General features: G+C 70.3%; 13 protein-coding genes. 7 read left to right on the top strand and 6 right to left on the bottom strand.

The features are described from left to right. Positions 1 to 18 precede the first annotated feature (18 nt). From acs to LRG10_RS01895, 4 genes are all read right to left on the bottom strand, one after another. A complete protein-coding gene (acs, locus tag LRG10_RS01910; protein ID WP_201171803.1) occupies positions 19 to 1,956 on the bottom strand; it encodes an acetate--CoA ligase in 1,938 nt (645 codons plus the stop codon). 159 nt (positions 1,957 to 2,115) lie between these two features. Then, positions 2,116 to 3,480 carry a sigma-54 dependent transcriptional regulator gene (locus tag LRG10_RS01905; RefSeq protein WP_201171802.1) on the bottom strand — a complete coding sequence of 455 codons (1,365 nt, stop codon included), beginning with the start codon at positions 3,478 to 3,480 and terminating at the stop codon, positions 2,116 to 2,118. A 6-nt stretch (positions 3,481 to 3,486) separates the two neighbouring features. Beyond that, complete coding sequence (locus tag LRG10_RS01900; protein ID WP_201242923.1) at positions 3,487 to 6,444, bottom strand: sensor histidine kinase; 2,958 nt, start codon at positions 6,442 to 6,444, stop codon at positions 3,487 to 3,489. Next, the gene (locus tag LRG10_RS01895; RefSeq protein WP_201171796.1) at positions 6,434 to 6,625 is read right to left on the bottom strand and encodes a hypothetical protein; all 192 of its coding nucleotides are present in this window, start codon (positions 6,623 to 6,625) and stop codon (positions 6,434 to 6,436) included. The genes LRG10_RS01900 and LRG10_RS01895 overlap by 11 nt, the downstream gene beginning before the upstream one ends. A 164-nt stretch (positions 6,626 to 6,789) precedes the next feature. Here LRG10_RS01895 and LRG10_RS01890 point away from each other — a divergent pair, with 164 nt between their 5' ends. Beyond that, positions 6,790 to 8,862 carry a TonB-dependent siderophore receptor gene (locus LRG10_RS01890; RefSeq protein ID WP_238634535.1) on the top strand — a complete coding sequence of 691 codons (2,073 nt, stop codon included), beginning with the start codon at positions 6,790 to 6,792 and terminating at the stop codon, positions 8,860 to 8,862. On the opposite strand, the gene gluQRS is transcribed toward LRG10_RS01890, so the two are convergent. Beyond that, positions 8,845 to 9,732 carry a tRNA glutamyl-Q(34) synthetase GluQRS gene (gene gluQRS, locus LRG10_RS01885; protein ID WP_238634533.1) on the bottom strand — a complete coding sequence of 296 codons (888 nt, stop codon included), beginning with the start codon at positions 9,730 to 9,732 and terminating at the stop codon, positions 8,845 to 8,847. The two genes, LRG10_RS01890 and gluQRS, sit on opposite strands and share 18 nt — an antisense overlap. Positions 9,733 to 9,745: 13 nt before the next feature. Further along, on the bottom strand, positions 9,746 to 10,102 hold the full coding sequence (gene queF / locus LRG10_RS01880; protein ID WP_201171786.1) for a preQ(1) synthase: 357 nt from the start codon (positions 10,100 to 10,102) through the stop codon (positions 9,746 to 9,748). A 71-nt stretch (positions 10,103 to 10,173) separates the two neighbouring features. Here queF and smc point away from each other — a divergent pair, with 71 nt between their 5' ends. The 6 genes from smc to LRG10_RS01850 all read left to right on the top strand — a co-directional run bounded on the left by smc (position 10,174) and on the right by LRG10_RS01850 (position 22,898). Then, positions 10,174 to 13,671, top strand: a complete 3,498-nt coding sequence (smc, locus tag LRG10_RS01875) for a chromosome segregation protein SMC (protein ID WP_238634531.1) — start codon at positions 10,174 to 10,176, stop codon at positions 13,669 to 13,671. A gap of 13 nt (positions 13,672 to 13,684) precedes the next feature. Beyond that, positions 13,685 to 14,866, top strand: coding sequence for a cell division protein ZipA C-terminal FtsZ-binding domain-containing protein (locus tag LRG10_RS01870; protein ID WP_238634529.1), 1,182 nt, complete (start codon positions 13,685 to 13,687; stop codon positions 14,864 to 14,866). Positions 14,867 to 14,889: 23 nt separating this feature from the next. Then, positions 14,890 to 17,022 carry an NAD-dependent DNA ligase LigA gene (gene ligA / locus LRG10_RS01865; RefSeq protein WP_238634528.1) on the top strand — a complete coding sequence of 711 codons (2,133 nt, stop codon included), beginning with the start codon at positions 14,890 to 14,892 and terminating at the stop codon, positions 17,020 to 17,022. A gap of 98 nt (positions 17,023 to 17,120) precedes the next feature. Further along, a complete protein-coding gene (locus LRG10_RS01860) occupies positions 17,121 to 18,341 on the top strand; it encodes an efflux RND transporter periplasmic adaptor subunit (RefSeq protein ID WP_201171768.1) in 1,221 nt (406 codons plus the stop codon). After that, on the top strand, positions 18,338 to 21,391 hold the full coding sequence (locus LRG10_RS01855) for an efflux RND transporter permease subunit (RefSeq protein WP_201171766.1): 3,054 nt from the start codon (positions 18,338 to 18,340) through the stop codon (positions 21,389 to 21,391). The genes LRG10_RS01860 and LRG10_RS01855 overlap by 4 nt, the downstream gene beginning before the upstream one ends. Then, a complete protein-coding gene (locus tag LRG10_RS01850) occupies positions 21,378 to 22,898 on the top strand; it encodes a TolC family protein (RefSeq protein ID WP_238634527.1) in 1,521 nt (506 codons plus the stop codon). Before LRG10_RS01855 ends, LRG10_RS01850 begins: the two co-directional genes overlap by 14 nt. Positions 22,899 to 22,914: the final 16 nt, after the last annotated feature.

Below are 22,914 nucleotides of genomic sequence, written 5' to 3'. Positions count from 1 at the left end.
CCCCGTCCGTCTCCCGCCTTACTGGTTGGCCCGATCTTCGATCAGGGTATCCACCACGGTCGGGTCGGCCAGGGTGCTGGTGTCCCCCAGGCTGTCGAGTTCGTTCGCGGCGACCTTGCGCAGGATGCGGCGCATGATCTTGCCGGAACGGGTCTTCGGCAGCCCCGGCGCGAACTGGATGATGTCCGGCTTGGCGATGGGGCCGATCTCCTGGATGCAGAGCTTGACCAGCTCCTGTTTGAGCTCCTCGCTCGGCTCCTCGCCGGCCATGAGGGTGACGTAGGCGTAGATGCCCTGACCCTTGACGTCGTGGGGGTAGCCCACCACGGCGGCCTCGCTCACCTTCTCGTGGAGCACCAGGGCGCTCTCGACCTCGGCCGTACCCATCCGGTGGCCGGAGACGTTGATCACGTCGTCGACCCGGCCGGTGATCCAGTAGTAGCCGTCTTCGTCACGGCGGGCACCGTCGCCGGTGAAGTACTTGCCCGGATACGCGGCGAGATAGGTGTTGATGAACCGCTCGTGGTCGCCGTAGATGGTGCGCATCATGCTCGGCCAGGCGCGGTTGATCACCAGGTTGCCGTTGGTCGCGCCCTCGAGCACGTTGCCCTTGTCGTCGACCAGCTGCGGCTCCACGCCGAAGAAGGGCAGGGTGGCGGAGCCGGGCTTGAGGTCCATGGCGCCGGGCAACGGCGCGATCAGGATCGAGCCGGTCTCGGTCTGCCACCAGGTGTCGACGATGGGGCAGCGGTCCTCGCCGATGGTGTGGTAGTACCACTCCCAGGCCTCGGGGTTGATCGGCTCACCGACAGTGCCGAGGATGCGCAGGCTCTTGCGCGAGGTCTTCTTCACGTGGTCGTCGCCCTGGCCCATCAGCGCGCGGATGGCGGTCGGGGCGGTGTAGAAGATGGAGACCTCGTGCTTGTCCACCACCTGCCAGAAGCGACCGGCATCGGGGTAGGTGGGCACGCCCTCGAACATCAGGGTTTTCGCGCCGTTGGCCAGGGGGCCGTAGACGATGTAGGAGTGGCCGGTCACCCAGCCGACGTCGGCAGTGCACCAGTACACCTCGCCATCCTGGTAGTCGAAGATGTACTTGTGGGTCATCGCCGTGCCAAGCAGGTACCCAGCGGTGCTGTGCTGCACCCCCTTCGGTTTGCCGGTGGAGCCGGAGGTGTAGAGGATGAACAGCGGATCCTCCGCGTCCACGTGCTCCGGCGGGCAGTCCGGAGAGGCCTCGGCGCAGGCTTCGTGGTACCAGACGTCGCGCCCGTCGTTCCAGGCGATATCACCGCCTGTGCGACGGACCACGAAGACCGTCTTGACGTTGGGGCAGCCCTCCAGGGCCTTGTCGGTGTTGGCCTTGAGCGGGATCTTGCGGCCACCACGCACACCCTCGTCCGAGGTGATGACGACCTCGGCATCGGCGTCCTGGATCCGATCGCGCAGGGCCTCGGGCGAGAAGCCGCCGAAGACCACCGAGTGTACGGCGCCGATGCGCGCGCAGGCGAGCATGGCGACCGCCGCCTCGGGAACCATGGGCAGGTAGATGCAGACGCGGTCGCCCTTCTTGACGCCGCGGGCCTTCAGGGCGTTGGAGAAGCGGCCAACCCGCTCGTACAGGTCGCGATAGGTGATGTGCTCATCCTGGTCCGGCTCGTCGCCTTCCCAGATGATGGCGGTCTGATCCCCCCGGGTCTCCAGGTGACGATCCACGCAGTTATAGGCCACGTTCAGGGTCCCGCCCTCGAAGAAGCGGATGTCGCCCTTGGCCAGATCCCAGTGACAGGTGGTGCCCCACTTGCTGAACCAGTCCAGGAACTTATCCGCCTGCTCCGACCAGAACCCTTCGGGATCCTGGATCGAGCGGTTGTACATCTCCTGGTACTGCTCGAAGTTCAGATGGGCGTCCCGCTGGATCGCCTCGGGGACAGGGTACACCTTGGTCTCCGACATCGTTCTCTCCTCCCGGATTTCTGGTCGGTCAAGCTGGCCGTCTCCTGGCGACGACCCGGCCGTAAGTGCCCGCGCTCTGGTCACGCGGGGAGGATAGCAGAGCAAAGTGTTACGAGGTTGCACGCCTTCCGGTCCACAGGTGTGTCGAAAGGTAACACGTCACGCCCGGTTGCTACCCGGCCGTGGGATCCCGTGGCGCTGTCGTTTCTCCCACAGCGCCTTGCGGCTGATGCCGAGCCCTCGGGCCAGGGCGGTCTCGGTCATGTGATCCTGGTGTGTCAGGACATACTGGCGGAAGTAGTCCTCCAGGGACAGGTCCTGGCGTGGGCCAGTCTCGGCCGTGGCGCCGGATTCGGACCCGGCTGCCGCGCTTTCGGCCGCGGGCAGGCCGAGCATATCCGGGCTGATGGTGTTGCCTTCGCTGAGGATCACCGCCCGCTCGATGGTGTTCTCCATCTCGCGCACGTTGCCCGGCCAGGAGTATGCGCCCATGGCGTCGATGGCTGCCTGCGAGAGCTCCAGAGGGGCGCGGTTGAGCCGCTGGCAGGTCTTCTCCAGCAGGAAGCGGGCGAGTTCGGGGATGTCCGGGGCGCGTTCGCGCACCGGGGGCAGGCGGATCTCCATCACGTTGATCCGGAAGAATAGATCCTCGCGGAACTCGCCGGCGCCGGCCAGGCTCTTGAGGTCGCGGTGGGTGGCGGCCACCAGGCGGATGTTCACCCGCCGGGCCTGTGTCGAGCCGATGCGCCGGATCTCCCCCTCCTGGAGGACCCGCAGCAGTCGTCCCTGGGCCTGCTGGGGCAATTCGCCGATCTCATCCAGGAACAGCGTGCCGCCGTCGGCGGATTCCACTAGCCCCGCACGGGCGCCGACGGCGCCGGTGAAGGCGCCCCGCTCATGGCCGAAGAGCTCTGCTTCGATCAGTCCGTCGGGGATCGCCGCGCAGTTCACCGCCACCAGAGGCCCCTCGTGGCGCTCGCTCTGCTCGTGCAGCGCCCGGGCCACCAGCTCCTTGCCGGTGCCCGATTCGCCCAGGATCAGCACCGAGGTATCGGTGGGGGCGACCTTGCGGATGCGCTCGAAGACCGCCCGCATCGCCTCGCAGTTGCCGACGATGCCGGTGACCGGGTAATCGCGCTCGACGTGGGCCTTGAGGGCGGCGTTCTGGCGCTGTAGCCGGCCTTCCTTGAGGGTGCGCTCGACGAGCAGCAGCAGCTCGTCGTGGTCGAAGGGTTTGGCAATATAGTCCGCTGCGCCCTGGCGCATGGCTTCCACCGCCGACTGCACGCTGGCGTAACTGGTCATGATGATCACCGGGGCCGTGGTGCGCTCGATGGCCTCGGTGCCGGGCTCGCCGGGCAGGCGCATGTCGGCGAGGATCAGGTCGAAGGCGTCCAGGTTCCAGCGCTCCTGGGCCTGTTCGAGAGAGTCGGCCTGGTGGACACTGTACCCGTGACGGCTCAGCAGCCGCTCCAGGGCCTTGCGGATGACCGATTCGTCCTCGATGAGCAGCAGGTCGGCCATTTGGGGTTATTCCTCCTTGGTCGCGGCGTGCTCGGCCGGCGGCGCGGCATCGAGCACCGGCAGCGTGATCCACGCCGTGGTGCCGCCGCTGTCGGCGGTGATCGAGAACTCGCCTCCCTGTTCACTGACGATGTTGTAGACCAGCGGCAAGCCGAGGCCGGTGCCCTGACCCACGGCTTTGGTGGTATAAAACGGCTCGATCACCTTATCAAGCAGTTCGGCCGGGATCCCCGGGCCGTTGTCCACCACGCGGATCTGCACGCGGTCGCCGTACCGGCGCGCCGAGATTGCGATCCGTCCGCCAGGGCCGCAGGCGTCGGCCGTATTCGAGAAGAGGTTGACGAAGACCTGGGCCAGCCGCTGGCGGTCGCCGCGGACCTGGAGTTCGGCCCAGAGCTGGTTGTCGATCTCCAGGTCCTGGCCGCGCTTGCTCAGCTGGACCAGCCGGCGCGCCTCTTCGACAACTTCGCTCAGCGGCACGGGGTCCGGTGTTCGCTCGTCGGCGCAGCCGGCGTGGGCGTAGCCGATCAGCGTCTGCACGATGTTGTTGATCCGGCGTGTCTGTTCGAGGATTTCGTCGACGCTCTCGCGCAGGATCTCGGGGTCGGACTCGCCGCGCAGGTTCTGTGCCAGGGAGTCGATGCCGGTCACCGGGTTGCCGATCTCGTGTGCCACGCCCGCGGCCAGTCGGCCGATGGAGGCCAGCCGCTCGCTGTGGGCCAGCTCCCGCTCGAGGCGGCGGATGTGGGTGATGTCCTCGATGATCATCAGGGTGTCTCCGGTCCGCCCGCGGCCGGATTCGCGGATGCACGTCTTGTGCAGCGACAGCCAGCGCTGCTCACCGCCGGATTGCGGGATCTGCTCCTGGTGCTGTGGTTGCTCGATGGTCAGGAACCGGTCCAGGAGGTAATCCCACGGTGCCTGCAGGTCGCAGATCCTTGAGCCCAGCGCGGTGTTCGCCGGGATGCCGGACAGGCCCTGCATCGCCGTGTTCCAGCGCACCACGCGGCCGTGGGTGGTGACCGCTACGACCCCCAGAGGCAGGTCCTCAAGGATCTGGCGGTGGTAGCGGCGCAGTCGGTCGAGTTCCGCGGCGAGGCCGCGGAATCGGTTGCGTGAGGACTCCAGACGCTCCTCGATCTGGCGGATGTTGTGTGTCAGCGCCGTGCGGGCCGTCCGGTCGAGCTGGAGCCGCTTGTCGACGATCATCCGCGCGAGCATCGGCCCCATCATCCCGGAGAGGTTGCGCTCGACCTGATCGCGCAGGGCGCGCAGGCGGTCGGGCCGGTTTTCGCTCCATTGCAGCCCCAGGTCGTGCAGCGCCTGGGAGACCTCCTGGCGTGCCGCTTCCTCGCCGGTGACCGGTGCTAGCTGGACCACGAACTGCGAGGGCGAGGCCGCCTGCAGGGTGCCGGGTGCGACCGCTGCCGTCTGGTCGCGGCAGACCTCGGCGGCCTGTCGCTCCGCCGAGCGCTGCGGCGTGAACAGTGAGACGCCCACGAAGAGCAGGCCGTTGAGGGCCAGGGACCAGAAGGTGGCGATGCCGTAGAGCTCAGTGGCGCTCTCTCGGGCCTGGGGGAAGCCGAGCAGGAAGAACGGCTCGGTGCCAGCCAGTGCCGGCAGCAGCACGGTGTCTAGCCAGATCAGCGCACCGCCGAGCAGGCCGGCCACGAAGCCGTAGACCGTGGCTCGCTGCCAGTAGAGGACGCCGATGATCCCGGGCAGGAACTGCGCCATGGCTAGGAACGACATCAGCCCCCACTCGACCAGCGCTTCGGTGCGGTCGAGCAACTCGTAGAAGGTGAACCCGAAGACGATGAGCAGGGTAATCAGGAACCGCCGGGTCCAGCGGAGGGTGGCGTACAGGTCGGGCTCCTGATGCGGTAGCGACTTGATCAGCGGCATGACCAGGTGGTTCAGGGTCATCGACGACAGGGCCAGGGTCGAGACGACGATCATCGCCGTCGCTGCCGAGATGCCCCCCAGGTACACCAGCAGGGTCAGCGGCTCGGAGCCGGATAGGGCGGCCAGGCCGAGTACGTAGTAATCGGGGGCCGTGCCGGCATCCAGCGCGGTGCCGGACCAGAGGATCGGCGGCACCGCCAGCGCCAGCAGCAGGAGCATGAGCGGGAAGGCCCAGCTGGCGCGGGTCAGGCTGCGCGGCGACAGGTTCTCGGTAAAGAGGATGTGGAACTGGCGTGGCAGCAGGAAGGCGGCCGCGAAGGTCAGGGTGAGCAGGCTCAGCCACGGCCCCTCCAGCGCCGGCTGATAGAAGTCGTCCGTCTGCTGTGGCTGCTCGCGCAGCCATGCCGACAGGCCCGCCGGGCCGTCGAAGGCGAGGTCGACGGCCACCCAGGCGACCATCAGTAGGGCGCCGAGCTTGACCAGGCTCTCCAGGCCGATGGCGACCACCAGCCCGGTGTGCTTCACCCGCGGAGTGACGTGGCGGGCGCCGAAGATGATCGCGAAGACCGTCACGATCAGACAGAAGGCCAGCGCCAGGGGGCGCGGGTCGTGGCCCCCGCCGGTGAGCACCAGGGTCGACTCGGCCACGGCACGGATCTGCAGGGCGATGTAGGGCAGGATGCCGGCGAGCATGATGGCGGTGACCAGGACGCCAGCGAACTGGCTGGAGAAGCGGAAGGCGAAGACGTCGGCCACGGAGGTTAGCTGCTGGTTGCTGGTCAGGCGCAGCAGGGGGGCGAGCAGCACCGGCGTCAGGAGGAAGGCGGCGGTGACCCCGAGGTAGATGGTGGCGAAGATCAGGCCGTGCTCGTCGGCGAAGCCCACCGAGCCGTAGTAGCTCCACGTGGTGGCGTAGACACCCAGGGCGAGGACGTAGAAGACCGGGTGACGGACCACCGCCCGCGGGAACCAGCGTCGGTCTACCGCGAAGGCGATGACGAACAGCAGCCCCAGGTAGGCGACCCCCACCAGGAACAGGGTCAGCAGGTCAAAGGTCACGCCCGCTCCCCCGTTCGATCAGCCAGCCGCCCAAGGCGATGACCACTGCCCAGCCCAGGTATGGCACGTACCAGGGCGGCTGGGCCTGCATCCACCAGTCGGTGAACGGCGTGGCCAGCAGGAAGAGCACCAGCAGGAACAGCGCCACGCTTCCGGCAGCGGGTCCGGGTCCATTGCGCAACAGGAATCTCCTCCAGGCGGCGCCGGTTCGGGGCGCTCTCGTTATGTTACGGAAAGTAGCACGGCGGCCGCAGCGTGGCCAGTTTCCGAAGCCGCCGTCAGTTTGTTCCGACGCTTCGGGGTCCCGTATCCTCGCCCCCAGTCGACCGCACCAAAGGGATGTTGATGCGCGCGCTACCGTCCATAAGCCTGGGTGCACTGGTGCTCGGCGGCCCCCTGGCCGCGGGGTGGGCCGTTGCTGCGGAAGGCGCCCTGCCACCTGTCACCGTCCTCTCCGAGCCCGCTGTGGGCAGCGACATCCCTGGGGGCGAGGGCGCCCGTGCGACGGACCGGGCCGGCTTCAGCCGCACGGAGTTGGATGAGTCCACCCTCGCGACCCGCCGCCCCGATCGCCTGGAAGGGCTGGCCGGCGGGGTGCCCGGAGGGCATGCCGGGCGCGAGGAAGGCGGCCTGGGCACCGCCTGGACCCTGCGCGGCTTCACCGTCACTACCCCGCAGTGGAACGGTCTGACGGATATCGATCGGCTCTTCGTCCGCGACCCCTACACGATTGAGCGTGTCGAGATCGTCCCCGGCCCCGATGCGATCCTCCAGGGGGTCGGCTCACCCGGTGGCGCCATCCGTTACCACGGCAAGCGACCGGAACACACGCCGGCCCATGAGGTGGGCGTGGAGGTGGGCCATCCGGACCACCGGCGCGTGGTGGCTGACAGCACCGGGCCGATCGGCGACGACCTCGCCTACCGCCTGACACTGGCCGGCCAGGATGGCGAGCGCCGTCCCGCCGCGCAGCCGACCGAGCGGCTCCATGTACTCGGTGGCCTCGCCTGGCGCTACCACGCCGACGGCGAGCTGCGCCTCGAGCACGAATTCCAGCGCAATCGTCGGCCCTACGACATGGGCACCGTCTGGCTGGAGGACGGCCCGGTCTACGATACCCCGCTGCACAGCCCGGAGCAGGAGAGCGACCGGCGCTATCAGCGCAGTGCGCTCTACTGGGACCACCAGCTCACCGAGGGCCTGGGCGTCTCGCTCAGCGCCGCGTACTCCGAGGTGGACCGGGAGGAGTTGATCCTGGGGTTCTACTCCTTTGGCCTGTTGCCGGCGCCGGAGCCGGTGGCCGGCTACGCGGCCAGAGTCGATGATCAATACACCCAGGAGGATCTTCGGCTGCAGGTCGATTTCGAGCGGCGCACCCACTGGGGACGGTGGCAGGCGGTCGCCGGCGCGGATGCGCACCGACAGGAGATCGACTTCCAGCGCGACCAGCTGCGTTATTGGGATGACGAGGGCGACTGGTGGCAGCAGTTCAGCGTTGATCCCCGGGATCCCGACTTCTCCGGGATCCGCCTCGGCAACCTGGCCCTGGAGCGCCAGGAGGGCCCGGAGGAGGTCGATCGGTACGGGGCCTACCTGGCCAATCGCATCGAGCTTGGCGAGCGCTGGGCCTTCACCGCCGGGGTGCGCCACAACGAGTACGAGGTGCGCGAGGGCGATGAGGACGATCCCCAGCTGGCGGTGGTGGCCGAGGACCGTGGGGTCACTTGGCAGGCCGGGGCGGAGCTGGATGTGACCCCGCGAAGCCGCGTCTACGTGCACGCCGGGACCGGCCTGCGCCCCAATGAGGGCGAGGATCGTCACGGCGATTTTCTCCCCTCGCGGGAGAGCGCGATCACCGAACTCGGCTGGCGTCATGCGCCGACCGACCGCCAGCAACTGGCCGTGGCCGCCTACCACCTGCGCGAGGAGAACCTGCCGCAGGAGGATGAGGCGTATCCGGATGAGGACTACTTCCGCGCGGTCGGCGAGGTGGAGGTGGAAGGGGTCGAGGTGCACTACCGGCTGCAGACCGAAGCCTGGCAGGTGGTGCCCAACGTAACCATCCAGCGCAGCCGCAGCTACGATGAGGAAGAGCCGCAGCAGCGCGGCAACCACCTGGAGGGCGTACCCCGCCACCTGGCGGGCCTGGAGCTGCGCCACGATCTGGGCGCGTACACCGCCCTGCCGCTCAGCCTCTGGTATTGCGGCGAGTACGTGGGTGGCTGGTACCTGGATGATGCCAACGAGTACCGCACCGACGCCTACACCGTGCACAGCCTCGGCGGCACCCTCGAATGGTCCCGGGGCGCCCGGCTCGACCTGCGCGTCAACAACGCCACCGACGAGCGCTACCTGGCGGCCCCGCGGGTGCAGGGCGAGCGCCGCGAGGTGCGGGTGGCGCTAAGCCAGCGGTTCTGATCCGGCGCGCGCCGCCAGGGTCCAGGCCAGCACCTCCGCGGGGGCGGCTCGGCGCAGCCGCTCCGGGGCCGAATAGCCGAGCAGACCCAGCGCCTCGACCAGGTTCGCCGCGGCCCGGTCCTCGCTCAGCGGCGGCGCCCGGTTCTGCTTGGAGAGCTTCTGGCCGTGCTCGTTGAACGCCAGCGGCAGGTGGTGGTAGATCGGGGTGGGCAGCCCGAGCAGGCGCTGGAGGTGGATCTGTGGCGGTGTGCAGACGAGCAGGTCCTGACCGCGGATGACGTGGCTGTAACCGAAGGCGGCATCGTCCACCGCGCAGGCGAGGTGGTAGGCGAAGAAGCCGTCGGCGCGGCGGATGACGAAATCGCCCACCTCTGCCTCCAGCTCGGTGGTGATCCCGCCGGCGGCGCCATCGGTAAAGCGGATCCGCGCCCCGTCGGTGCGCACCCGCACCGCGCGTTCCTCGCGGCCGGCGGGCAGCCCGTCGCGGCAGGTGCCCGGGTAGACCGCCCCGATGGCCCCGTGGCGGCGGGCGGCGGCCTGGATCTCGCGGCGTGAGCAGGCGCACGGGTAGGCCAGGCCGGCGCCGCGCAGGCGCTCCAGCGCGGCCTGGTACGCCGCACCGCGCCGGCTCTGGTAGACCACCTCGCCGTCCCAGCCCAGCCCGTGTGCCTCCAGGATCCGCAGGATGGCATCGGCGGCCCCGGGCTCCTCGCGCGGCGGGTCGAGGTCGTCGATGCGCACATGCCACGTCCCGCCGTGGTGGCGGGCCTCGATCCAGCTGCCCAGCGCCGCCACCAGCGAGCCGAAGTGCAGCGGCCCGGTGGGCGAGGGGGCGAAGCGGGTTGAGAACGGTGCGCCGGGCCCGCTCATGCCGTCCCTGGGGTCAGCGGCCGTGGTGCTCCACCTCGACCGTGGTCCAGATCCCGCCGCGCACGTTGAAGTGCGCCGTCAGCTTCATATGGCGCGGCTGCGTGGCGTCGACCAGGTCGGCGAGGATCTGGTTGGTCAGCGCCTCGTGGAACCCGCCTACTTCGCGGTAGGACCAGATGTAGAGCTTCAGCGACTTGAGTTCGACGCAGTGCCGGTCCGGGGTGTATTCCAGGTTGAGCGTGGCGAAGTCGGGCTGGCCGGTCTTCGGGCACAGGCAGGTGAACTCCGGGATCTCCATCCGGATGGTGTAATCCCGCTCCGGGTTGGGGTTTGCGAAGGTCTCCAGGGCGTTCGAGGGTTCAGTCGACATGGCTTTCCAAGGGTCCGGTGAGGCTTGATAATGGTCCGTTATCTTAACCGGACGCGCCCGTCGTCTCTACGATGCATCTCAAGCGGATCAAACTCGCCGGCTTCAAGTCCTTCGTGGACCCCACTTCGGTGCCCCTGCCCGGACGCATGGTCGGCGTCGTGGGGCCGAACGGCTGCGGCAAGTCGAACATCATCGACGCCGTGCGCTGGGTCATGGGCGAGAGCTCGGCCAAGCACCTGCGCGGCGAGTCCATGAGCGATGTCATCTTCAGCGGCTCGAGCGCCCGCTCGCCGGTGGGGAAGGCGAGCATCGAGCTCATTTTCGACAACACCGACGGGGCCATCGGCGGCCAGTACGCCGCCTACAACGAGATCTCCGTCAAGCGCCAGGTCAATCGCGAGGGGCAGTCGCAATACGCCCTCAACGGCACCCGCTGTCGGCGGCGCGATATCTCGGATGTCTTCATGGGCACCGGCCTGCGGCCGCGGGGCTACACCATCATTGAGCAGGGCATGATCTCGCGGGTGATCGAGTCCCGCCCCGAGGAGCTGCGCGTCTACCTCGAGGAGGCTGCGGGCATCTCCGTCTATAAGGAACGCCGTCGCGAGACCGAGCGCCGCATCCGGGATACCCGCGAGAACCTGGAGCGGCTTGAGGATGTCCGCGACGAGGTCCACAAGCAACTCGAGAAGCTGCGCCGCCAGGCCGAGACCGCCGAGCGCTACCGCTCCTACAAGGCTGAGGAACGGCGCCTACGCGGTGAACTCTCGCTGTTGCGGCTGCGTGATCTGGATCAGCGCATCGCCGAGCGCGACGCCAGCATCCGCGAGCAGGAGAACCAGCGCGAGTCGGCGGTGGCCGAGCAGCGCCGCGCCGAGCGTGAGATCGAGGCCCTGCGCGAGTCGGCCCGGGAGCGCCACGAGGCGCTGAACACCATCCAGGGCCGCTACTACGAGATCGGGGCCGAGATCGCCTCGGTGGACGAGCGCATCCAGAGTGCCCGCGACCTGCGTCGCCGGCGGGAGGAGGAGCTGGCCGAGGCCCGCCGTGCGCTGGAGGAGCTGGACGCCACGGTGACCGCCGATCGGGACAAGCGCGCGGTCCTCGAGGAGCGGGTCGAGGAGCTGGAACCGGCCCTGGAGGCGGCCAGCGAAGAGGAGCAGGTGGCGGAATCCGCTCAGGAGGACGCTCGCGGGCGCCTGGATGCCTGGCGCGACGAGGCCGACGCCGTCCGCGCCGAGCAGACCTCGGCGCAGCGGCGCGAGGAGGTGGAGCGGACTCGTCATGACGCCGCCGCCCGCCGGGTCCGTGAGCTCGACGAGCGCATCGAGGCCCTCGACGACGAGCGCGACTCGGTGGATCTGCACGCGCTGGAGAGCGCCATCAGCGAGTTGGAGTCGGAGGAGGAACAGCTCTCCGCCGAACTTGAGGACCTGCAGCAGCGCCGCGATGCCGCCGCCGAGGAGCTGGAGACCCGCGCCGCCGAGCGGGACGAGGCGGCCCGGGAGCTGGAAGCGGCCCGCGAGGCGGTCTCCGGGACGCGGGCGCGGCTGACCTCCCTGGAGACCCTCCAGGAGTCGGCCCTGGGCCGGCGCGGGGACGATCGCCACGCTTGGCTCGAACGCCGCGGCTGGGCCGCCGCCCCGCGCCTGGCCGAGACGGTCCGTGTCGATGCCGCCTGGCAGCGGGCGGTGGAGGCGATCCTCGGTGACGCCCTGCAGGCCGTCTGCATCGAGCCGGAATCGCTGCCCAGCGAGGGGGCCCCGGACGGCGGGCCGCTGACCCTGGTCGGCGAGGCCCAGTTGCTGCCGGCACCGGCCGAGGATCGCCTGGCGGCGCATGTTCACGGCAGCGAGGCGGCCCGCGAACTCCTCGCCGGGATCCGCTGCGCCCCGGACGCCGCCACCGCCGAGGCCCTGCGCCCCGAGCTGGCCGCCGGCGAGACGGTGGTCACCCCCGACGGGGTGTGGATGGGCGCCAACTGGGTGCGCCTGCCCGGGCAGGAGGACGCCGAGAGCGGTGTGCTCGAGCGCGAGCAGGAGATCCAGGCTCTGCGCGAGGAGGTGGAGAATGCCGAGGCGCGGGTCCAGGAGGCCGAGGGCCGGCTGGCCGACGCCCGCGGCGGGGCCGCCGAGGCCGAGCGCCGGCGCGATGAACTGGCTGCCGAGCTTGGTCCGCTGCACCGGCGCCACGCCGACCTGCAGGCTCGTCTGGAACACCGCCGCGAGTCCCTCGAGCAGGCTCGGAAGCGGCGCGAGGAGCTGTCCGGAGAGCGCAGCCGCCTGGTCGAGCAGCGCGATGCGGCCAGCGAGGAGCAGGAGGAGGCCGCCGCCGCTGCCGAGGAGGCCGCCGCCGCTGCCGCCACGGCCGCCGAGCGCGCCGCCGAGGTCGAGGCGCAGCAGCAGGATCAGCGCGAGCAACTCGAGCGCGCCGGCGAGCGGCTGCGCGAGGCCCGTGAGCGGCGCTACGATCTGGCCGGCAAGCTCGAGAGTGCCCGCACCGCTCTGGAGTCCGTGCGCGAGCAGCTGCGCCGCTCCGAGGAGCAGCGTGAGCGCTACGACCGCCGTCGGGCGGAGCTGGAGACTGCTCTGGGCGACGATGAAGACCCGGTTGCCGAATTGACCGAAAAGCGCGAGACCCTGTTGGCGCGCCGGTCCGAAGCGGAGGCGCAGCTGACCGAAGCGCGCAGCGAGGCTGAGCATCTGGATCATCAGCTGCGCGAGCAGGAGCAGGCGCGGGCCGAGGCCGAGCAGCGGGCCGAGCAGTTGCGCGAGGGGCTGGAGGGGCTGCGCCTGGAGACCGGCGAGCTGCGCGTCCACCGCAGCCACGAGGCCGATGCCCTGGCAGAACTCGGCGAATCGGAGGCCGAGGTGGCCGAGCGCCTGGCCGCGGATGCCACCGTCGCCGCGTGGGAGCAGGCCCTGGAGCAGGTCAGCGAGCGTATCCGGCGCTTGGGATCGGTAAACTTGGCGGCCATCGACGAGTGCCAGCAGCTGGAGGAGCGCCGCGGCTATCTGGACGAGCAGCACGCTGATCTCAACGAGGCGCTGGAGACCCTGGAGACGGCGATTCGCCGCATCGACCGGGAGACCCGGGCGCGTTTCCGTGAGACCTTCGATCAGGTCAACGAGGGGCTGGGGCGGTTCTTCCCCCGGTTGTTCGGGGGCGGGCGCGCCTATCTGGAACTGACCGACGACGATCTGCTGTCCACCGGGGTGGTGGTCATGGCGCAGCCGCCGGGCAAGCGGGTATCGAGCATCCATCTGCTCTCCGGCGGCGAGAAGGCGCTGAGTGCGGTGGCGCTGGTTTTTGCCATCTTCAACCTCAACCCGGCGCCGTTCTGTCTCCTCGACGAGGTGGACGCCCCGCTGGATGAGGCCAACGTCGGTCGTTTCTGCGATCTGGTCGAAGAGATGTCCGAGAAGGTCCAGTTCGTGCTGATCACCCACAACCGGACCACCATGGAGCGGGCCTCCCACTTGCTCGGGGTCACCATGAACGAACCCGGCGTCTCGCGGCTGGTTGCGGTGGACGTGGACGAGGCGCTCGATATCGCCGAGGCCGGATAACGGAGAGAGACCCATGGATGCGATGCGTTGGACGATCCTGGGCGTAGGGGTGCTGGTGTTGCTGGCGATCTACGCCTTCGGCCGGTGGCGGGATCGGCGCCGCCGGCACGCCGAGCAGAAGCCGGCCGCCGCGGCGGCGGGTAGCGCACAGGGGCGCGGGGGCGTCGCCGGCGCCGGCGAGGAAGGGGGTGGCGGCGATTTGCGCCCCGGCCAGTCAGAGCGCCCGGTGATCGATGACGATGAGCTGCGCGGCATCGACGATCTCCTTGCCGAGCGGGAAGAGCTGGCCCCGGAGGAGCTCGACCTGGGGTTGGATCTGGGCGAACGGCCCGCTGCGTCGGGTGCGACGTCGCAGACGGGCGAGCAGGGCGACGATCGGCCCTGGTGGCAGTCCGCCGAGGCAGCCGCCGGCGAACCGGACGAGCGAACCGGCACGCCGCACCGCTCCGCTGCCGCCGAGGCGGAACGCGCCGGCCTGGCACCAGCCGGGGAGCAGCCGCAGGCGGCGGCCGGGGAACCCGTAGGGGCGGGGGCGGACGCCGCCGGAAGCGGTTCGCAGCCAGCGGGGCATGCCGACGCGGAGCCGGTCGGGGCAAGCGACGCCGGGAGCGGGGCAGAGAAGTCGGAGCCGTCGCCGGCAGGGAGGGGCGGCGGGACGGCCACCGCCGGGGTCGAGGAGCCGGCGCCGCTGAAGCTCTCGCCGGCCTCGCAGGTGGAGATCGCCGCCTACCGCAGTGGCGATGTCGAGGAAGCGGAGAAGATCCTGGTGGCGTTTGTGGCCGCCCCGGAAGGCGAGCGTTTCCGGGGGGCGGCGATCGAGCGGGCCCTGCGGCGGGTGCGCATGGTTCCGGGCGAGCAACGCATCTGGCACCGCCGCGGGCAGAGTGAGACGGGGCGAGTGACCCTGTTCAGTGCGGCGAGCATGGTGGAGCCGGGGTATCTGGACCCGGAGGAGACGCTGCCGGGCCTGGAGACCCCGGGGCTGGTGTTCTTCATGCAGCTACCCCTGCCAGTGGATGGCGAGCAGGTGCTCGACGCGATGCTGGCCACGGCCTACCAGGTATCCGTGGAACTCGGTGGCGAGTTGCTCGATAGCACCCGTTCCACCATGACGCAGCAGATCGCCGAGCACATGCGCGAACAGCTGCGCGAGCACCGGCGGCGGCTGCACATCGCCGTGCATAAGCGCCAATAAGACCCACCCGACAAGGAGCGAGCGTGGCTGAATCGACGCCGTCCCGCGAGCAGGCGCAGCGACGCGTGGCCGAGCTGCGCGCCGAGATCGCCGAGCACGATCACCGCTACTACGTCCTCGACCGGCCGAGCATCTCGGATACCGAGTACGACGCCCTGTTCGCCGAGCTGCAGCGCCTGGAGGCGGCCTACCCCGATCTGGCCACCGCCGACTCGCCCACCCGGCGGGTGGGCGGGACCGTGCAGGAGGGCTTCGCCGCCGTCGCCCATGACACCCCCATGCTCTCGCTGGACAACGCCTTCGAGGGCGAGGATCTGGTCGAGTTCGACCGCCGCATCCGCGACCGGCTCGGCGTGGCCAGCGTGCTCTACACCGGTGAGCCGAAGCTCGACGGCATCTCGCTGAGCCTGACCTACGAGGACGGTGTGCTGGTGCGTGCCGGGACCCGGGGCGATGGGCAGAGCGGTGAGGACGTGACCCACAACGTGCGCACCGTCGGCAGCGTGCCGCTGCGCCTGCGCGGCAGCGGCCATCCGGCGCGGCTCGAGGTGCGCGGCGAGGTGGTGATCCGAAAGGAGGATTTCGAGCAGCTCAATCAGGCCCGTCTCGAGGCGGGCGAGCGGCCCTTCGCCAACCCGCGCAACGCTGCCGCCGGGTCGCTGCGGCAGCTCGACCCGCGGATCACCGCGCAGCGACCGCTGACCCTGTTCACCTTCGGCGTCGGCGAGCCGCTGGCGCTGGGGGTGGCCACCCACTGGGAGGTGCTCGAGCGCCTGGCCGAGTGGGGCTTTCGCATCACCGCGCCGCTGGAGCGCCTGGAAGGCGTGGCCGCGTGCCAGGCCTACCGCGAGCGGCTCATCGAGGACCGGGATGCACTGCCCTTCGAGGTGGACGGCGCCGTGTTCAAGGTCGATGACCTGGCCGCCCGCGAGCAGCTCGGCTTCACCGCCCGCGCCCCCCGCTGGGCCCTGGCCTTCAAGCTCCCGGCCCGGGAGGCGACCACCGTGGTCGAGCGGATCGTCCCCTCGGTGGGACGCACCGGCAAGGTCACCCCCCTGGCCCGGCTGCAGCCGGTGGAGGTGGGCGGTGTCACCGTTGCCCGCGCCAGCCTGCACAACGCCGACGAGCTGGCGCGCATGGACGTGCGCGAAGGCGATACCGTCATGGTGCGCCGTGCCGGCGACGTCATCCCGCAGATCACCGCCGTGATTCACGACAAGCGCCCGCGGCAGGCCGAGCCGTGGCGCTTCGAGGAGCGCGTGCAGACCTGCCCGGAGTGCGGCTCGGCGGTGCAGCGCATCGAGGGCGAGGCGGCCCACCGGTGTGTGGGCGGCCTCTACTGCCCCGCGCAGCGCGAGGGGGCCATCCTCCACTTCGCCTCCCGCCGCGCCCTGGACATCGACGGGCTGGGCGAGAAGATCGTCGAGCAGCTGGTGGCCAAGGGGCTGGTGGCCGACCTGGCTGATCTGTTTCGCCTGAGCCACGCCCAGTTGGCCGGGCTCGAGCGTATGGGCGACAAGTCCGCCGATAACCTCCTCGCCGCCCTCGAGCGGGCGCGGCGTACAACGCTGGCGCGGTTCCTCTACGCCCTCGGGATTCCCCATGTCGGTGAGGTGACCGCGCGCCGCCTGTCCGAAGCGGCCTACGGTCTGACGGCCGCGATCCCCCGCGGCGATTTGGGCCGGCTGCGAGAGGCCGCCGGCGTGGAAGCGGGGACGGCGATCACCAGCGAGGCGCTGTTGCGGGTGATGGCGGCCCCGGCCGAGGAGCTCGAGGCCGTGGAGGATGTCGGCCCGGTGGTGGCGCGGGCCATCGCCGGCTTCTTTGCCGAGCCCCACAATCGCGACGTGGTCGATCACCTCTGCGCCGCCGGGGTCCGCTGGCCTGAGCCGGAACCGCCGGAGCAGGTCGCCGCGTCACCCCTGGCCGGCTGCACCCTGGTGCTCACCGGCACCCTGGAGGGCCTGACCCGGGACGAGGCCAAGGCCGCCATCGAGGCGTGTGGCGGTCGGGTGACCGGCAGCGTCTCGAGCCGGACCGACTACCTGGTGGCGGGGGCGGATGCCGGCAGCAAGCTGAACAAGGCCCGGGAACTCGGTGTCGAAATCCTCGATGAAGCCGGCCTGCGGGAATTGCTCGGCGAGCGCGGGGCGTAGCCACTGCGCAGCGGGCCCGGGCCGGTTTTCCCCGAAGCGGCCCAGGGGATTGGTATACTTTGCCGCACCTCTCCAACCGGTGAACCGATCGAGACTCCATGCCCGTCAGAGCCCGTAGCCGCATCCAGACCTTCCTCCTGTGGGGCGCCAGTGCCCTGATCGTGATCGGTGCCGTGGCGCTGTTCCGCGCCGACCTGGGTACCGGCGCCGGCCCCGGCGGGGAGCGCGAGAGCGCCGCCGTAGCCGTCGAAGTGGAGCCGGTGGAGCGTCGCGACCTGAAGGATGTGCGCCGCTTCGACGGCAACCTCGAGGCGAATGTGCGCTACGAGCTCGCCCCCAAGGTCACCGGTGAGCTGCGCAGCCTGGAGGTGCGCATCGGTGACACCCTCGAGCCCGGCGACCTGATCGCCCGGCTCGATGATCAGGAGGTGGCGCAGGAGGTGGCCGAAGCCGAGGCTGGCCTCGAGGTAGCACGCGCGCAGCTGGCCGAGAGCCAGGCGGCCCTGGCCTCCGCCGAGCGCGACCTCAACCGCACCCGCGAGCTGAGGGAGCGCGAGATCGCATCCGCCGCCGAGCTGGAGGCGGCCGAAGCCCAGGTGGCCGCCGAGCGCAGCCGCGTGCAGCTGGCGCGCGCGCAGATCGCCCAGCAGCAGGCGGCGCTGAGCGCCGCGCAGATCCGCCGCTCGTTCACCGAGATCCGCGCCGACTGGGACGACGGCGAGCGGGTGGTCGGCGAGCGTTTCAAGGACCCCGGTGCCACGGTCAGCGCCGGCGAGGCGATCCTGACCCTGCTGGATGTCTCGCAGCTGCGGGCCGAGGCGTTCGTCACCGAACGGGAGTACGCCCGCCTGATGCCCGGCCAGGCCGCGCGGCTGCGCGTCGAGGGCTACCCGGATACCGATTTCCCGGCCGAGGTGGCTCGCCTGGCCCCGCTGTTCAGCGCCACCACGCGCCAGGCCCGGGTGGAATTCACCGTGCCCAACCCCGAAGGCCGCCTGCGTCCGGGCATGTTCGCCCGCCTGGCGGTGGAGGTCGGGCGCGCCGAGGACGTGGTCACCGTCCCCCGCGAGGCGGTCATCCAGCGCGGCGGCCGGTCCTCGGTCTTTCTGCTCAAGGAGGCCGAGGAGGGTCCGCCGCGGGTGCGCCTAGTGCCGGTGGAGACCGGTCTGCGTGCCGGGGGGCGCGTCGAGGTGCGCCCGCAGGCGGAGGGCGAGGCGCCCCTGAGCGGCGCCGTGGTGACCCTCGGTCAGCACCTGCTCGCCGACGGCAGTCGCGTCGAGGTGGTCGGCGAGCCGGGTAACGAGGTGGCCGCGCCGTGAAGATCGCCGCCTTCTGCGCCCGGCGTCCGGTCTTTACCGTGATGGTCACGCTGATCGCCGTGACCCTGGGCCTGAACGCCCTCGACCGGCTGCCGGTGGACCTGCTGCCGGAGATCGAATACCCCACCCTGCGCATCTCCACCAACTACCCGGGCGCGGGCCCCGAGGAGGTGGAGTCGCAGATCGTCGAGCCCATCGAGAACGCTGTTGCCCCGGTGGCCGGGGTGGAGCGCATCGAATCGGTCTCAGCCGAGGATCAGGGCGACGTCAGCCTCTCCTTTGCCTGGGGGACCGATCTGGAGGCCGCGGCCAACGACATCCGCGAGCGGCTGGATCGGATCGTCCGCGATCTGCCGGACGAGGCCGATCGGCCGCGGCTGCGCTTTCTGGACCTCTCCGACCGTCCCGTTCTGGTTATCGGTTTGTCTGCCGAGCTCGATCCCATCGAGTTGCGCTCTCTGGCCGAGGACCGCATTCGCGACCGCCTGGAGCGGGTGCCCGGGGTCGGGGCCCTGGATATCTGGGGCGGTCTTGAGCGAGAGATCGAGGTTGCAGTGGATCCGGGGCGTCTGCGCGCCGCGCAGCTCTCCCTGGAGGATGTTCGTGAGGCCATTGCGGATGCCGACTTCGAGGTGGCCGCCGGGCGCCGGGCGGAGGGCCGCCTGGAACTCGGGCTGCGCGTGCCGGGGCGGGTGACCGACCTCGACGCGCTGCAGGGGTTGCCGGTGGCCCGCGGGGAAGACGGATCGCTGGTCCGGCTGGGGCAGTTGGCGCAGGTCCGCGACACTCACGAGGAGGAGACGCGGCGTATCCGCATCGACGGTGAGCCGGGGATCCGCCTGGCGGTCCGCGGTCGCTCCGACGCCAACACCGTGGCGACGGCAGAGCGGGTGCGCGCGGAACTGGAGCAGCTGCGCAACGAGTTGCCCCAGGTCAGCCTGACGCCAGTGCGCGACACCGCCGTCTATATCGAGCGCTCGATGCAGAACCTGGGGCGGGCGATCCTGCTCGGCGGTGTGCTAGCGCTGGTGGTGCTGCTGATTTTCCTGCGCGACCTGCGCGCCGCCATGGTGGCCGCGGTGGCCATCCCGGTGTCGCTGGTCACCACCTTCGCCCTGGTCTACTTTGCCGGTTTCACCCTGAACCTGATGACCCTGGGCGGTATTGCGCTCGGCGTGGGGCTGATGGTCGACAACGCCATCGTGGTGCTGGAGTCGATCATGGCCCGCCGCGAGCGCGGCCTGGCCCCTTATGAGGCGGCGGTCAACGGCACCCTAGAGGTGGCTCCGGCGGTGACCGCCAGCACCCTGACCACGCTGGCTATCTTCGTGCCGCTGGTCTTTCTCGAGGGGATCGCCGGGGCGCTATTCACCCAGCTCGCCTGGGTGGTCGGCTTCGCCCTGTTCGGCTCACTCATTGTGGCCTTCACCGTTGTGCCGATGCTCGCCGCCCGATTGCCCCAGCGCTCCGAAGGGGTGGCCCGGGTGGCCTGGTACCGAGCACTGGAGCGTGGCTACCGGCGTCTGCTCGGCGGTGTGCTCAGTCGCCGCGGCGCCGTGATGGGCCTGGCCACGGCGCTGGTGGTGCTGGCGGTGGCTATCGTGCCGCGGCTCGGCACCGAGCTCATGCCCGGCACCGACGAGGGCGACATCCGCATGAGCTTCGAGTGGGAGCCGGGGGTGTCGCTGGCGTTCATGGACGAGCGCATGCGCCGGATCGAGCAGCGGGCCGTCGCCATGGTGCCCGAGGCCGAGCACTGGGTCTCCAGTTCCGGCACCGGCGGCTTCCGTGCCGGCGGCGGGGACACCAGCCGCCTGGACTTCTCCCTGGTCTCGGTCACCGAGCGCGATCGCAGCACCGAAGAGGTGGCCGACGAGCTTCGCGAGGCCTTCCAGGCCACCCCCGGCGCCGAGGTGCGCGTGCGCGCCCGGCAGACCCGGCCGACCCGCGGTGGCTTCGGCGCCGAGGGCGAGGAGCTGACCATCGAGGTCTTCGGCTTCCAGCGCGAGACCCTGGACCGCGTGGCCGGCGCCATGGAGGAGCGGGTCAGCCGGGTGGAGGGGGTCACCGACGTGCGCACCGGTCAGGACCGCTCGGCGCCGGAGGAACAGCTGCACATTGACCGGGCCCGGGCGGCGGATATGGACGTCTCGGTCAGCCGCATCGCCAATACCATCGAGGTGGCCGTGGCGGGTGCCCGCGCCGGGCTCTATCGGGATACCGGCGAGGAGGTGGCGATCCGTGTGCGCCTGGCCGATGCCCGGCAGATCGAGCGTGAAGAGCTGCTCGATCTCACCGTGCCCAACCGCAGCGGTGAGCCGGTGGCTCTGCGCAGCCTGGTCAATGTGGTGGAGGGCGAGTCGCCGCTGACCATCGAGCGGCGCGACCGCCAGCGGGTGACCACGCTGCAGGCCAACATCAGCGGCCGGGATCTCGGTTCGGTGGTGGCCGACGCCCGCGCCGAGCTGGCCGGGGTCCCGGTGCCGCGTGGCTACGGCTGGCGCATCGGTGGCGACTACGAGGAGCAGGCCGAGGCGCTGCAGCAACTGACCATCACCCTGCTGCTGGCGGTGGCCCTAGTCTACATGGTCATGGCCTCGCTCTACGAATCCCTGCGCAATCCCCTGGTGGTGATGTTCACGGTGCCCCTGGCCGGTGTCGGCGTGGTGGGGATGCTCTGGGCCACCGGCACCACCATCAGCGCGCAGTCGTTCATCGGCATCATCCTGCTCGCCGGGATCGTGGTGAACAACGGCATCCTGCTCGTCGACCGCGCCAACCGCAGCCTGGTCCGCGGGGCCCCGCCGCGTCAGGCGGTGCTCATCGCCGGGCGACGACGGCTGCGCCCGGTGCTCATGACCTCGCTGACCACCGGCCTGGCCCTGCTGCCCTTGGCACTGGGCATTGGCGAGGGCGCCGAGGCGCAGGCCCCCATGGCCCGCGCCGTGCTCGGCGGTTTGATCACCGGCACCCTGATCACCCTGGTGGTCATCCCGGTGGTCTTCACCCTGTTCCACTCGGCGAAGGGCAGACGGCATGCGATGGTGTGACTGCGGCTGGCGCCGCCCGCTGACCGGCGGCCTGCTCCTGGGCGCGGCGCTGCTGCTCGCCGGCCGCGTGGTGGCCGGCGGCGACGAGGCGTGGGAGCTGAGCCTGGAGGAGGCGGTCTACAGCGCCGTCGAGCACAACCCGGCGCTCCAGGCCGAGCGCCTCGGCCCGGTGGTGGCGGGCACCTTTGAGCAGATCGAGCTGGGGGCGTTCGATCCGGAAGTCTTCCTAGAGGGGGACTACCGGCGGCGGCAGCTGGAGCAGATCGGCCTTGAGACCGGTCGGGCGCGGGATACCGATCGCACCGACGTCGGGCTCTCGGCCGGCATCAGTCAGCGTCTGCCTATGGGGGCCGAGTGGCGCCTGTCGGCGGTCCAGGACTTCGACGAGGATCGTGAAACCGGGCAGGAGCTTCATACCAGTGGCCTGCAGCTACGGCTCAGCCAGCAGCTCCTGCAGGGCCGGGGGCGAGCGGTCAACCTGGTCAGCCTGCGCCAGGCGGAGCTGGAAACCCTGCGCTCGGAGCACGAGCTGCAGGGCTTCGCGCAGCAACTGGTGGCGGACGTGGAGTCGGCGTATTGGGATTTCGTGCTCGCCGACCGCGAGATCGCCATCTTCGAGGAGTCCCTGCAGCTGGCCGAGCAGGAGGTGGAGCGGGCCGAGCAGCGGATCGAGCTGGGCGACCTGGCCGAGACCGAGCTGGCCCCGCTGGAGTCCGAGGCCGCCCTGCGCCGCCAGGAGCTGATCGATGCGCGCAGCCGCCGCGAGGCGGCGCGGCTGGAGCTGCTGCGCTTGATCGGCAGCGAGGATCAGCTCCAGGAGGATCGAGAGATCGAGCCCCTGACCGACCCCGAGCGCCTGGTCGTCGAGCCCGATCCGGTGGCCGAGCACCTGGCCCTGGCCCTGGAGCGGCGCCCGGAACTCAATCAGGCCCGCCTGGATCTGCGCAGCGAGAACCTGCAGGTTACCCGGACGCGGAATGGCTTGTTGCCCGAGCTCGAGTTGTTTATCCAGTTGGGCAGCAGTGGATATGCCGATTCTTTCAGCGGTGCGCCCCGGGACCTGGACGGGTCCAGCTACGACGCGCAGGTGGGGATTTCCCTGGGACGCTCGCTGACCAATCGCGCCCCTGAGGCGGAGCACCGCCAGGCGCTGACCCTGCGCAACCAGGCCAATCTGAGTCTGAGCAATATGGCCCGCTTGGTGCGCCACGATGTCCGCACGGCCCATCTGGAGCTGCAGCGGGCGGCCGCCCAGATCGAGGCGAGCCGTGCCACCCGCCGTGCCCGCGAGGAGCAGGTGCGCGCAGCAGATGAGCGCTTCCGGGCCGGGGATGCGACCGCCTTCGCCGTGGTCCAGGCCCAGCGCGATCTGCTCGAGAGTCGGATCAGCGAGGCGGCGGCGCAGGTGGAGTACCGCACCGCGCTGGTCGAACTCTACCGGCTGGATGGTACGCTGCTGGAGCGTCGCGGCATACAGGCGGCGACCGACGAGGGTGCGCCGCACTGAGGCGGATACCAAGGAG

Source organism: Halorhodospira sp. 9628 (assembly GCF_022228075.1).
Taxonomy (GTDB): domain Bacteria; phylum Pseudomonadota; class Gammaproteobacteria; order Nitrococcales; family Halorhodospiraceae; genus Halorhodospira; species Halorhodospira halophila_A.
This window is presented reverse-complemented; position numbering and strand designations above follow the sequence as displayed.

Excerpts from the sequence above, each read along its gene's own strand:
- gluQRS (WP_238634533.1), bottom strand. The coding sequence starts at position 9,732 with ATGAGCGGGCCCGGCGCACCGTTCTCAACCCGCTTCGCCCCCTCGCCC.
- LRG10_RS01870 (WP_238634529.1), top strand. The coding sequence starts at position 13,685 with ATGGATGCGATGCGTTGGACGATCCTGGGCGTAGGGGTGCTGGTGTTG.
- acs (WP_201171803.1), bottom strand. The coding sequence starts at position 1,956 with ATGTCGGAGACCAAGGTGTACCCTGTCCCCGAGGCGATCCAGCGGGAC.
- smc (WP_238634531.1), top strand. The coding sequence starts at position 10,174 with ATGCATCTCAAGCGGATCAAACTCGCCGGCTTCAAGTCCTTCGTGGAC.
- queF (WP_201171786.1), bottom strand. The coding sequence starts at position 10,102 with ATGTCGACTGAACCCTCGAACGCCCTGGAGACCTTCGCAAACCCCAAC.
- LRG10_RS01850 (WP_238634527.1), top strand. The coding sequence starts at position 21,378 with ATGCGATGGTGTGACTGCGGCTGGCGCCGCCCGCTGACCGGCGGCCTG.
- LRG10_RS01860 (WP_201171768.1), top strand. The coding sequence starts at position 17,121 with ATGCCCGTCAGAGCCCGTAGCCGCATCCAGACCTTCCTCCTGTGGGGC.
- LRG10_RS01890 (WP_238634535.1), top strand. The coding sequence starts at position 6,790 with ATGCGCGCGCTACCGTCCATAAGCCTGGGTGCACTGGTGCTCGGCGGC.
- LRG10_RS01905 (WP_201171802.1), bottom strand. The coding sequence starts at position 3,480 with ATGGCCGACCTGCTGCTCATCGAGGACGAATCGGTCATCCGCAAGGCC.